Annotated in this window: 12 protein-coding genes; 8 read left to right on the top strand and 4 right to left on the bottom strand. The window is 36.1% G+C overall.

Features of this window, described 5'->3' with window-relative positions:
* The first annotated feature begins 12 nt into the window (after window positions 1-12).
* Together FFM71_RS01575 and FFM71_RS01570 are read left to right on the top strand one after the other, a co-directional pair.
* Window positions 13-2,043: a hypothetical protein gene (locus FFM71_RS01575; RefSeq protein WP_137610436.1), complete on the top strand. Its 2,031-nt coding sequence runs from the start codon at window positions 13-15 to the stop codon at window positions 2,041-2,043.
* Entirely contained in the window at window positions 2,040-2,885 is an 846-nt protein-coding gene (locus FFM71_RS01570; RefSeq protein WP_137610435.1) for a hypothetical protein, read from the top strand. The genes FFM71_RS01575 and FFM71_RS01570 overlap by 4 nt, the downstream gene beginning before the upstream one ends.
* A 1,069-nt stretch (window positions 2,886-3,954) precedes the next feature.
* Here the strand turns inward: FFM71_RS01570 and FFM71_RS01565 are convergent.
* Entirely contained in the window at window positions 3,955-4,713 is a 759-nt protein-coding gene (locus FFM71_RS01565) for a MurR/RpiR family transcriptional regulator (protein WP_137610434.1), read from the bottom strand.
* A gap of 123 nt (window positions 4,714-4,836) precedes the next feature.
* Here FFM71_RS01565 and pfkB point away from each other — a divergent pair, with 123 nt between their 5' ends.
* The 6 genes from pfkB to FFM71_RS01535 all read left to right on the top strand — a co-directional run bounded on the left by pfkB (window position 4,837) and on the right by FFM71_RS01535 (window position 10,915).
* The gene (pfkB, locus tag FFM71_RS01560; RefSeq protein ID WP_137610433.1) at window positions 4,837-5,766 is read left to right on the top strand and encodes a 1-phosphofructokinase; all 930 of its coding nucleotides are present in this window, start codon (window positions 4,837-4,839) and stop codon (window positions 5,764-5,766) included.
* Between the two features lie 3 nt (window positions 5,767-5,769).
* A complete protein-coding gene (locus FFM71_RS01555) occupies window positions 5,770-7,695 on the top strand; it encodes a fructose-specific PTS transporter subunit EIIC (protein WP_137610432.1) in 1,926 nt (641 codons plus the stop codon).
* 384 nt (window positions 7,696-8,079) lie between these two features.
* Window positions 8,080-8,610, top strand: a complete 531-nt coding sequence (locus tag FFM71_RS01550) for a PTS sugar transporter subunit IIA (protein WP_137610431.1) — start codon at window positions 8,080-8,082, stop codon at window positions 8,608-8,610.
* 234 nt (window positions 8,611-8,844) lie between these two features.
* Window positions 8,845-9,549 carry an MgtC/SapB family protein gene (locus FFM71_RS01545; protein WP_137610430.1) on the top strand — a complete coding sequence of 235 codons (705 nt, stop codon included), beginning with the start codon at window positions 8,845-8,847 and terminating at the stop codon, window positions 9,547-9,549.
* Between the two features lie 136 nt (window positions 9,550-9,685).
* On the top strand, window positions 9,686-10,213 hold the full coding sequence (locus tag FFM71_RS01540) for a hypothetical protein (RefSeq protein WP_137610429.1): 528 nt from the start codon (window positions 9,686-9,688) through the stop codon (window positions 10,211-10,213).
* 105 nt (window positions 10,214-10,318) lie between these two features.
* Complete coding sequence (locus FFM71_RS01535; RefSeq protein WP_137610428.1) at window positions 10,319-10,915, top strand: TMEM175 family protein; 597 nt, start codon at window positions 10,319-10,321, stop codon at window positions 10,913-10,915.
* A 455-nt stretch (window positions 10,916-11,370) separates the two neighbouring features.
* On the opposite strand, the gene FFM71_RS13345 is transcribed toward FFM71_RS01535, so the two are convergent.
* From FFM71_RS13345 to FFM71_RS01525, 3 genes are all read right to left on the bottom strand, one after another.
* Window positions 11,371-11,523 carry an SPJ_0845 family protein gene (locus FFM71_RS13345; RefSeq protein WP_164480478.1) on the bottom strand — a complete coding sequence of 51 codons (153 nt, stop codon included), beginning with the start codon at window positions 11,521-11,523 and terminating at the stop codon, window positions 11,371-11,373.
* 578 nt (window positions 11,524-12,101) lie between these two features.
* On the bottom strand, window positions 12,102-12,605 hold the full coding sequence (locus FFM71_RS01530; protein ID WP_137610427.1) for a hypothetical protein: 504 nt from the start codon (window positions 12,603-12,605) through the stop codon (window positions 12,102-12,104).
* Window positions 12,606-12,668: 63 nt separating this feature from the next.
* Entirely contained in the window at window positions 12,669-12,905 is a 237-nt protein-coding gene (locus FFM71_RS01525) for a hypothetical protein (protein WP_137610426.1), read from the bottom strand.
* Window positions 12,906-13,115 lie beyond the last annotated feature (210 nt).

Here is a 13,115-nt window from a genome sequence, read left to right as displayed (position 1 = left end):
TGTTTATTTTTTATGAGAGAGATGCGACCAACATTAACGCTGGCATGTCTATGGTTAATATTTTCTAGTTGTTTCACAACCACAGTTAACGCTGAAACCACAGAAAATAACCCGATGACTAGCGCTGGTCTAGAGACGATTGTTGAAAACAAGGATAATATTGAAGTGACAATCAGTTATGTTTTAGAAGACCAAAAGGATTTAATTTTAAAAACTGATCAGGAGAATGTTATTGATGTTTCAGCCTTGAAAAAAGAGCTTGGTGACAGCAATGTTAAAGAAAATACTAATAAAAAGGAATTACAAGTAACATTAGATAGTCCAGATGCAATTGATTTTAAGATGTTTGTAGATAAGAAAAAGGTGTTCTTATTATCAGTTCAGGATTTAAATGAAAATGAACTTTTTAATTACAAATTTAATCAGGTCGAGCCACTTGATACAAATTTGGATGATGACGATGATGGATTGGCCGAAGAATCGACTTGGATTAAATCAGAAAATCTTCGGGTGTCTAAGGGACCAGTTTTAGAACATAAAGATGGTTCCAGTACGCAACCAATTTTTTACTTTGGCGATTACATTTATGCCGAACATGGTATTGTGTCAATGTCATCTACTTGGATTCCGCGAGGTAAGTCAAGAGAAAACAGTTTAACGGCACCAAATAGTGGCATTCTTTATGCAGAGCCAGGTAGTCGAATTGAAGATGGACCAACCGCCAAGAAAAATCATATTTATACGATTCATTACGGTGACGGGCAGAATCGAAGCTTTAATAGTGCTTTACAAGATCTTGAGGATTTACCATTTGGATCACCCACAAGTTATACGTCAAATAATTTATATAATTTTGTAACGCATACTGATGATTGGAAAAGGCCAGGAACATCCGGACCAAATAAACTAGGGCGTTCCTATGCAATGATTGGTGATCCTAGTTTGTATTATCGAATCAATCCCCGCACTAAGTTTGAAGAACAACGTTTGGTATATAAGCAACGAGCTTTTTTTGAAGATAAAAAAGGTAAAACTAATCCAGAAATAACCACAACTATTAAAATGTCTTTTACAAGGACTGGTCGAGTTGTTACCGATATTGCATTCAAAAATACCGGTAAAGTAATGTTTAATAATTTTAGTGGATTTTCAAATCATGATCTATCTTTAAATAAAGATGGTGCCGAGTTGACAGATGCTAAAGGGAAGAATATTGGTAATTTTATTCCAATGCGTGCTTTAGGCAACGAGCGAGGAATGTATATTCAAGCCCCAAATAATGAGATTAGAACTAATATTTATATGAATCATGAAAATGGTCCTGGTGCTTGGGCCGCACGATCAGCCAGTCGTTCATATTTGGCTACAAAGGGTTATATGTATAATCCAGGTTTACTCGGTCTTTTAGCAGTTCAAAAGGAAACGTACTATCCTTGGAAAGTTGGTAAGGGACATGATCACAGTTTCTTTGATAAAAAAAATAATGTTTATAAATTTCCATATACACCACATGATTACCACAATGCATTTACTAACCAGCGAGATTTTGGTGACAAAGGTAAACTAATGGGCGCTGGTAAGCGTCTGGGGACTGATAATGAAAAAGATCCACAATGGGATGCTGGGGTGACAATGCGTTCCGCACCGATAGATTTAAAAATTGGTAAAACAGTTCGTTTACAATATGGCACGATGACTGATATTCCAGGATCCACCTTTAATCCAGTTGTGGAATATGACAATTTAGGAACAGATGATAAACCACAGGTTTTAACGTTAGGCTCAAAAGAACTGGAATTATCAGGTCACTGGTACGATTTTGATAGTGAGAATGTGACGGCATATTATTCTATTGATAGTGATGAACCAGATGACTTACAGAAGAATATTTTATTCAGTGGTAAACAGAAAAAAGAAGAAGCCAACAATGGTGATTTTCACGACTTTAAACGAACTGCCAATATTGCCGGACTGGAAAAAGGGGTTCATAAAATTTACTTAATTGCGGAAGATGAAGACGGAAATCGTTCAATTTTAAATTGATTAAAACGGCCGAAGTTAATAAAGGGCCACAGATTGATGTAACATCACCGATTGGTTCAAAAAAATATCCACATATTGCATTAAATGATCATTTTGACTTAACAGGGTATTGGTCTGATCGTAAGAGCAATAAGGTTAAATCTTTAAGTTATACAATTGATGGCGGCGAAGAAAAGGTGTTTGAAAAGGATATTGAAAATTCAATGTTGGGAAAATTAGTAGCTTGGCGAATTGATGATCTTGATATAAAAAAATATAATGATTTTAAGAAGCATAAATTGGTTATAAAGATTACTGATGATGAAGATATGACAGATACAGATATTTTCTATTTCAAGCATGTCAGTGGTAATACCCATTTGGTTGCGCCAGAAGAAATTGATTTTGGGAGATTGTCTGTTACGAATGCCAAAGATAAACCAAGCAAACCGGATTTAAAAGGTGATAAAGTTGTTTTAGAGGATTTTCGTAAAGAAGGTTCAAACAAGTTAGGTGTCAGCTTGTCTATTGATAAATTTTATAAAGATGCAGGTGATCTTAATGGTGGTGATGATGGCGACGATGGGGATGATAGTAATAGTACAGTTGATCCTGACCGTGCAAGTAAGGAAAAAGTTTCCTTACTACATGATGTTTATTGGGATGATAAACCGGTAAGTTCCAAGAATATTTTAGTAGGTCAAACCAGCGGTCCCAAGAATAAACAATGGCAGCAAACAACTGATTTCACAGACGAAATTGTTGAAAAACTTAAGATAGGCTTTAGATCGAATGAGGATGGCCAGATACCAGGAAAATATATTAGTCATTGGACTTGGCAAACGATTGATTCAATAGTGTAAAAAATATTAGCTAAAAGTTGAAAGCTTTAGATATTAACTGAAGGTTGAAAGTTTAGTTAAATATGCCGTCTACAGAGCTGGGAAATATTCACTAGCTGTGCGGAACGATTCGAGCCTGGAAAGCGGTCTCGAATCTCGGTTTGAAGCCTTGACATAGTTCGTCAAGTCTCCAAACACGCCCGGTGTTGTAATGGCTAAAGCCATAACAACACTTCCGCGGCACACAAATATTTCCCAGCTCTTCCGACTAATTAATCATCGACTGGCGCTATACATATATTTCTGCATATTTTCTCTATATTCAAGTAGAAAATTATTGGCAAATTATTGAATATAGTTAAGTTTTAAAAACTAAAGGTTGAAAGTTTAGTTAAGTATGCCGTTTCCAGAGCTGAGAGTATTCAATTGCTGCGCGGAACGGCCCGAGCCAGAAAGCGGTCTCGAACCTCGGTTGAAGCCTCGCAAAACCCGCGAGTCTTCAACGCGCCCGGTGGTGTAATTGCTGAAGCAATAACGCCACTTTCGCTGCAAATGAATACTCTCAGCTCTTCCAACTAGTTTATTTTTTGATGGTAGAAATAATCAAATGAAGATTTCTGAGTATTTAAATAAATTAACTCTAGGCTTGTAATAGCAATCGTTAGATTAATTTTTCACCTTTCAACCTTCAGTTAAAAATAAATATGACCAGTAATCCGATTCAATTTGGGATTACTGGTCATATTTGTTTTCTATTAAAGAACTCAAGTTGTCACTCAAGCTGTAGATTTGTACTTACCTAACGATAATTTCTTATATTTAATAATTTAAAAATGAAAATTGTAAATAGTCAGTAAAAGATAATCATGAAAATGTAATGAACCATTTTAAAAATAAATTAGTCGGAAGAGCCAAGAGTATTAACCGGCTGTGGTTGTGGCGTTACGGCTTCAGCCGTTACACCACCGGGCGAGTTTGGAGACTTACCGGTCTTTGGTAAGGCTTCAAACCGAGATTCGAGACCGAACCACAGGCTCGAATCGGTCCGCATAGCAGGTTAATACTCTTGGCTCTGGAGACGGCCCAAAAATTATACCCCAGATGATTTTTTAGTTCGAATGACATAAGAATCTAGGAGGATACGGCTGATAACCTGAAGTGGTAACCGGGATCTTACTTCGTAATCGGGAAAATAGGAGGTCTGCGATTTATAACCAAGCAAAACCATTTCCGAATACTCAGCGATGGGGCTCTTTTCATTTGTTGTAATCGTAATGGTACTGACACCATTGGAAAAGGCATTTTTAGCTCCCGCAACGAGCTCTTTAGTTTCACCATTGAGGGTAATAATTATTACCAGAGCCTCACGCTTGATCCGTCGACTCATTGTGACAATGATATTTGGGTCAGAACTCATCACACAATTTTTACCTAGAAGTTGTAATTTGACGAGCATTTCTTGAGCAATGAATTCTGAGAAACCACGAGCAAAAATATAAATATCCTTACTTTCTCGAATCTTTTGGACGGCATCTTCAATAGAACCAACATTGAGCATTTGTAAGGTATTGTCAACTTCATATTTATTTTTAAAAATTGCTTGTTTGATATCGTGATCGACTTTTTCAAGATTCTGATATTGAGAATTATTCTTGTTGCGAGCTAATAACTGTTGCCGAAAATCCGTGTAACCAGAATAACCCATCTTTTTAGTGGTTCGGACAATGGTTGCAGTGGAAACATTAGCATCGTCACTTAATTTAACGATAGAAAGATTGGGTATGTCAGCTAAGTTTTCTTGAATATAATCCCAAAGATATTGTTCCGAGGAGCTTAATTTATTTGTCATGTCAAAACCGTCCTAATTTGTAAAGGTTTTTTCGATATAATAGTCATGTATCAAGTTTATGAAAACATTTACATGATAACACAAGTTATGATGTAAATATGAAAGCGAAAAGGGGTTAAATAAATGATTTATACGTGTACTTTAAACCCAGCAATAGATCTATTCATTGAAACAGAGCATTTAAAACCGGAGATTGTCAATCGCACGAACAGTTACGATATTCAACCAAATGGTAAGGGTGTCAACGTTTCATTTATTCTTAATGATTTGGGGATCACTAATACTGCTTGGGGTGTTGGTGGTGGTTTTACAAGTAAGTTCATTGAGGATTCATTACAAAAAAAGGGAATAAAAACAGATTTTACTCATATCGAAGGAATTTCTCGAATCAATGTGTTCACGCGCGTTGTTGAGACAGATACAGAGTTTAAGGAAGTTAATAATGGACCTGAAGTAAGCGCTGACAAAGTGGCTGAATTTCTACAAAAAGTAACAACTTTGACGAATGATGACAAATTAGTTGTTTCAGGGAGCTTTTCTAAAGGAATTGCACCAGAAATCATCGTTGAAATTGCTAAAATGGCTGAGAAACAAGGTTTTGATTTAGTAATTGATACAAGTTATCCCGAAGTGTTGAAAGCTATTGATCATCGACCATTTTTGATTAAACCAAATGATGAGGAACTCTTGTCGTGGTTTGATCAAGATAGTACAGATGATGTTGATACGTTAGTAAAGTATGCTCAGAAATTACTTGAGAAGGGTGCCCAAAATATTTTGTTATCATTGGGTTCCAAAGGTGCACTCTTTATTAATTCTGAACAAATTTTATTTGGTAACGCTCCGAAGATAAAAGTTGTTAACACGGCTTGTTCAGGGGATACGATGCTAGGGACTTTTTTGGCAGGATTAGAGCAGAAAATGTCACTGGCTGATAATTTACAAAGAAGTATTGCGGCTGCTAGTTCAACTGCTGCTAGTACAGGGTTAACAAATTTTGAGGATGTTGACTCATTAATGAAACAAATTCATATTTCACAATTGGAGGGATAAGATATGGCAAAATATACAGTTATTGCTGCTACTGGCTGTCCAACTGGAATTGCCCACACATATATGGCTCAAGAAGCTTTGGAAGAGGCTGCTAAGAAACGGGGGATTTCAATCAAAGTTGAGACACACGGACAATCGGGCGTTGAACATGCATTTACGCAGACAGAAATCAATGAGGCCGACGGAGTTATTATTGCAGCCGACAAGGATGTTGATATTGACCGTTTTGACGGCAAACGTTTGATCAATGTTTCAGTTACTAAAGGAATGAAAGAACCAGACGAACTAATTGAGAAAATTTTAAATGATAAAAATGTACCTGTTTATCACAGTTCAGGTAATTCGAGTGCAAGTAGTTCTGAGGAATCCGAATTAACTGGTTCATTCTGGCACAAGATGTACGTTTACTTGATGAATGGTGTTTCACACATGTTGCCATTGGTTGTTGCTGGTGGTGTTTTAACAGCTGTTTCATTCTTCTGGGGCATCAACTCTGCTGATCCAAAGAGTGCTGAGTATAATGCTATTGCTGCCTTGTTAAACACAATTGGTGGTTTTGCCATGAACTTAATGGTACCAGTGCTCTGTGCTTATATTGCTGAAGCCATTGGTAAAAGAACTGGTTTGGTTCTTGGATTTGTTACTGGTATGATTGCATATACTAATGGTACCGGATTTTTAGGTGGTATCGTTGGTGGTTTCTTAGCCGGATATGTGGCTGTTCTCTTAACGAAATTATTCAAGTCATTACCAAAATCACTTGATGGTTTGAAATCTATCTTTATTTTCCCAGTTTTGGGGGTCTTCATTTCTGGAACGATCATGTGGTACATTTCAGTGCCTATGAAGGATATCAACGTTGGTATGATGTCATTCTTGAAGAGTATGGAAAATTCTAGTCCGATTCTTTTAGGTTTGATTGTTGGTATCATGGCCGCCTCCGATATGGGTGGCCCTATTAATAAAGCCGCTTACTTAACTGGTACGGCTTTGTTAGCTCAAGGTAATTACTTCTTCATGGCTGGTGTTTCTGCCGCCTGTATCGCTCCACCTTTAGCTACTGGTTTTGCTGTTTTATTCAATAAGAAAGCTTATACATCAAAGGAACGTAGTGCCGGATATGTTAACTTCTTACTTGGTTCAACTCATATTACCGAAGGTGCAATTCCATTTGCGGCTAAGAACCCATTATTAAATATTCCTATTTTTATGTTAGGGTCATCAATTGCTGCAATCTTAACATATGTAAGTAAGATTTCAGTTCCAGCACCACATGGTGGTTTCATTGTTCTACCATTGGTAAATAAGCCATTCTTGTGGGTACTTTGGATTGTTCTGGGATCACTTGTTGCCGGATTCTTATTATCAATCGTTGCCGGACGTCAAAGCAAACATGATGCAGAAATGGTAGCAACTCCACTTGGAAATATTGCTGTTGATGCAGAACCAGAATCAGAATCTGCTGAAACAGAAACAAGTAATAATGATTTAAGTGAAATTATCAACGAAGATAATATTGCATTAGATGTAGATGTCTCTTCACGTGACGATTTGTTAAAATATTTAGCTGATTTTTCGAAGAAATTAGGTTATGCTTCCGATTCAAATGCTGTTTATGAAAAGTATCTTGCTCGTGAAAAAGAGAGTTCTACTGGAATGGAGAAAGGTATTGCCATTCCACATGCTCAAGATAAGACGATTCACAATTCTGCCATGTTGATTGCAAAATTAAAACAACCAGTTGAATGGAAGACGTTTGATAATAAACCTGTTGATATTGTCATTTCATTCTTGATTCCTGATCAAGATGACGGCAGTAATCATCTCGAATATTTATCAAGTACCTCGAAACTATTAATGCATGATGAGTTTATTGATTCATTGAGAAACGCTCAAACTAAAGCCGAAATTCTTAATTTGTTTAAGTAGGTTTTGTAGGAGGGGAGGTTCCGCTGGAGGGTGCCACTAATAGAGTCGCTGTGAGGACCGGTTCGAGCCTGTGGTTCGGTCTCGAACCTCGATTTTGAGCCGTAGTGCGCGTCTCAAAAGTCGTCATGTGGAGTAAGAACGAGAAGTACACTCGTCCTAACTCCACTTTCACTGCTGACTCTATTAGTGGCACCCTCCAGCTAGGTTAATTGAGTATTAGATGTATCAGTAATAGCTAATTCAATGTTGTATTTGATAATAGAAAAATAAATGATGGTCTCAGTGAAATTTAATTTTACTGAGACCATTTTTGTATGAAGGCACTTACGTTAAAATAATAGTACTATATAGGTAGCGTATTAATGCAGAAGGAGGGTGATTCTTGTGTCTATTTGGAAAAAAATCAGTGATTTTCTCACTCCTGATAGTAATCGACCGACTAATGACCCTAACGTTACTCGTCAAGATCAAATGAGTGACTTTTCACGGGTTTTAGATGTTAAAAATATCGTCGTTGATGTACAAGTGAAATCGCGAAATGAGCTTCTGAAATATTTGGCCACGTTAGCCCATACCAATGATTCTAAAATTGATGTGGAAGCTTTGTATGGTAAGTATTTAGTTCGAGAAAGTGATGCCTCGACTGATTTAGGGGATGGAATCGCCATGCCTCACGCTCAGGATGAGTCGGTTTCCAAATTAACAATGTTAGTAGTCAAATTGGCCCAACCAATCGTATGGAGTGAAGGTGCCGAAGTCCAGACTGTTATTTCTCTGGTCATTCCAGATCCGGAAAAGAATTATGCGCACGTTCCATATATGTCGAGTATTGCACGGTTACTTTTTAAGAAGGGATTTATCTCAGCGTTAAATCGAACAATGGCTCCAGAAAAAATAAGCCAGTTATTTATTTAAATTAAAATTTATTTTTTTGGGGTCACTTTTTTTGATGAGCTTTTTAAGAATGATTTCGATAATGGTATACTTATAGTTATGGAATTAAAGGTTTATGGTATTTTGATGAGCTAAATTTTTTTAAGAAACAATATTCAAGGAGAATTTAGTACATTTTTTAATACAATTGCATCTGTATTGCTGAAAGAGGGGATGCAGAGTAGCCTTTATGAACAAGGACATTGGAGGGGTTATTTGCAGAGTCAATTAAGTGTTCTTACAGTAGTAATTAGACTGTTGTTGTCAGTTCTGTTTGCCGGTATTATCGGTATTGATCGTGCCTATAAACATCGACCTGCTGGATTGAGAACACATGTCTTAGTATGTTTAGGTGCTTGTATCATTGCAATGATTCAACAGAATATCGGGTTTAATGCTTTAGAAATCGCTAGACAATATCCGCAATTAAAAGGAGTTGTCCGAGCTGATGATGCCCGATTAATTGCTCAGGTTGTCAGTGGAATTGGATTTTTGGGAGCTGGAACGATTATAGTTGAACATCATTCAATTCGAGGACTAACAACGGCAGCCAGTTTGTGGGTCGTCGCTTGTCTTGGCATAGCAGTTGGTATGGGTGATTATATTATTGCAATTGCAGGATTTTTGGTGGTGTACGCAGTGTTAGGATTTTTAAAGAAAATCATTCGTATCAGTCCAGTGCGGAAATTAAAAATTGAATATCTGCACAAAGTTGATACAAAAAAGTTTATTGATGATTATTTTAAGAAAAATGATATTACGGTCGAAGGCGTTCGTTTCAGTGTGACAAGACGTGATACTGAAAAAGTTTATACAAATGTCTATTCGATTGACTTTGGTAAAAGTCTGGATTATGTCGATATCGTTGAGGGATTGTCGATGAATGATAATATTATTAAAGTAGAGACAATAAATGTATAAAAAAATATTCCTAAATTTGCATTTAGGAGTATTTTTTATTGGCGTATTTATGAAAAAATACTTAAATATTTAAATGGTCTAAACTGATTGTAATTAGTCTAGACCTTTGCTATCTTTGAATTATTGGGGGAATTAAATGAAAAAAAATTTACCGACCAGACTCTTCTTTGCCTTTTTATGTACTTTCATTTTGGTGACGGCATACTTAACTATGCCCAAGGGAAAAATTTCGGGAAGCATTCAAGAAACCAAAATCAATTTACTTGATAAATCGAAGCAAAAAACTGTCTCTGAATTCGGCAAAGAACGTAAAGAATACGCTTATGTGTCGTTTGATAATTTGTATTCTAATACGAGTTTGTATTATGGAACCAAGATCTATCAACGGGGGCACATTAAAGATTTAGACATGGATCATAAGTTTATCCTTGTCGCAATTGATGGCAATGATGCATCAAGAACGGTTAAATTGAAGTATAGATTGTCAGATTTTGAACGTGGTAATGTCAATGTTCAAGAAAATGATCCAATAAAATTTTACGGACGAGTTTTAGCAACTGATAGTTATTTGAATGATAAGGGCCGAGATGTTCAACTTCCCGTGATTGCTGCTGATTTTATTCAGACAAAAATCAATCGTGGCGAGAGATACGGTGCAATTTAATTTTTTCTGATTGAATTGCAAGATAGATAAAACATTATTACGATATTAGAACAGCCTCAATTCTGATTTGTTGATATAATTTTCTTGCTAAAGAGGGAGAAAATTATGAATAAATCAAGAGTTGAGGCTTTTACTGACGCCGTTATTGCAATTATTTTAACCATTATGATTTTGGAGTTTAAAACGCCGGAATCATCAAAACTTTCGGCCATTACTCCACAAATACCTTATATGGTTTCGTATGCCGTTGGCTGGTTATTTATCGGGATTGCTTGGTACAATCATCACTATATGTTCAGCAAGGCAAAAGTGATTACACGTAAAATATTTTGGACTAATAATTTTTGGATGTTCACAACGTCGTTTATTCCGGTAGCAACTGCTTGGGTGGGGCGTGATTTGAATGCACAAGGTCCAGAAATATTTTATGCAATCGTTTACTTCACCTGGTCTTTGGCCTACGCTATTTTGACTCATGTTATTGCCAAGGAGAACGAACGGGCTGGCTATGAAAAAGTTGCAGGAAGTATTCGAGATATGAAAATATATCGGGCTTTAACTAGTTGGAAGTTTGTTGGGGCAGAACTCATTGTTTGGGTATTGATTATAGTCTTTATGCCCGCATTACAAATGTTACTGATTGCCTTTCAAGTGTTATTTGTTGGTGGCAGAGTCAATGAGGATAGTGACAAAATGTTTTAACTAAAGATTGAAAGTTTATTTAAGTATGTTGTTTCCAGAGCTGAGAGTATTCAATTGCTACGCGGAACGGCTCGAGCCAAAGAGCGGTCTCGAGCCTCGGTTGATGCCTCGCAAAACCCGCGAGTCTTCACACGCCCGGTGGGGTAATTGCTGAAGCAATAACGCCACTTTCGCTGCAAAAGAATACTCTCAGCTCTTCCAACTAGTTTATTTTTTAATAGTAGGAACAATAAAATGAAGACGTTTGAGTTACTTAAATAGATTAGCTAAAAGACTGTAATAACAATTGTTAGATTGGTTTTTCACCTTTCAACCTTCAGATGTTTTAAATAAAAAAAGGCCTAAGACAATTTGTCTTAGGTCTTTTGCATTTATCAAAAGGGTTCTTAGCTAAAGAAATAGTAAAATAAATGGCATTTATACACTTATATAAAGTGACATTAAACAAGAGAAACTTATTTTTTATCTTTAAGATTCTTCTGATCTTTTGAAGATTTCTTATCGGCAGAATCTACGCGTTTTACGTTTTCTTTTACATCATCGGGAAGAGAGGCAAACTTATCAAATAAACTGCCAAAATTACTTTCACGTTTCACTGTTAGGCCCATCGGTATCAGCCCCTTTCAGTTATCTTTATATTTAACTACATTATAGAACCTTTAAGCACAAATGACAATTTTTTGTCTCATTATTTTACCTAAAAGTTGAAAGTTTAATGAAGCGTACTGTTTCCAGAACTAAGAGCATTCATATGCTTCTCAAAAGGATTCGATCCAAAGGTAATCTCTAAGTGTATTCGAATTTATATTATTTCAAACATAAGCTTGACGTGCCCGGATCATTTGAACTTTCCAATACTTATTTACTAAAGGTTGAAAGTTTAATTAAGTATGCCGTATCCAGAGCTGAGAGTATTCAATTGCTGCGCGGAACGGCCCGAGCCAAAGTGCGGTCTCGGACCTCGGTTGAAGCCTCGCAAAAACTGCGAGTCTCCAACACGCCCGGTGGTGTAATTGCTGAAGCAATTACACCACTTTCGCTGCAAATGAATACTCTCAGTTCTTCCGACTAGTTTATTTCCTTAATAACAGGAACAATAAAACAACTATTTCTGATTATTTAAATAAATTGGCTCTGTACCTGTAATGACAATGGTTATATTAATTTTTTACCTTTCAACCTTCAGTTATTTACTATTAATCAGTTCATTCATTCCATCATTCATTTTTTTGTCGTCTTTTTCATTCCATTCATTTTCAGAATGACCACCTGATTTTTTGTTTGAGCCACCCCCAAAGGATTTTGCTTCTGGTATTCTGCGATATTGTCCGTCCTCGTCTTGGAAAAAAGTAGACTTATCCGCAAAATTTATTGTCCAAAATTCACCAGGGATATTATTTGCTCCTTTTGGGGCTTTAGAAATAATTATTGCAATTTTTTCTCCAGCTTTGGGCAAACGATTATTACCATACTCAATAGTAACCACTTCATCAGATGTGGCATCTTCCTTTGAAATATCCATAAATCCCTTATCCGCTACTGGAGCCAACATTTCTTTCTTGGTGATATTTCCTCCTAAAAACATTACACGAATAGTTTTATCTTGCTGAGAACTATCACCATGTAAAACTTGGTTTACACTTACGTTTGCAATTGTATACGGGATATTGTTAGAAACAAAGCTTTGCAACCCTGTTACTTCACCAATTATAGTTAGCTGTCCGGTATCGACCATTTTAGAAAAGGTGGACGGTTACCCTACAAAAGACATTTCAGCACCTTGTTTAACCTTTTCATGACTATAAAATTTATGATTAATTTGTTCAGCACTTTTTTTATTAATAAACTTTTTTGAAGACTTATTTTTTTTCTTCGACATAACGTGCTCATTAGTTATACTTTTTGATTTGACACTATTTACATAATATGTCGTAAAACCTGCAAATAACATCAGTGCAGCAATACTACTAATCTTTAATCTCTTTTTCATCTGGTGTCATCTACTTTTTTTATTGGGAATTTCGATCAGTATCAATTTTTTACTTTTTTTAGCTTACCTGGAATGGGGAATTTAAGAAACAATTTCTAGCCTTTTAACCATTCTTTTTCCGTATAATCCTTAATGACTTTCTGCATAAAATACAAACACAAGTAAACATTTAATTATATAAACATTTTTGTGACTGCTTTGTTTGATTAT

Origin of the sequence: Companilactobacillus huachuanensis (genome assembly GCF_005404815.1) — a bacterium.
Taxonomy (GTDB): Bacteria; Bacillota; Bacilli; order Lactobacillales; family Lactobacillaceae; genus Companilactobacillus; species Companilactobacillus huachuanensis.
The sequence above is the reverse complement of the archived record's forward strand: the minus strand, read 5'-3'. Positions and strand labels throughout refer to the sequence as shown.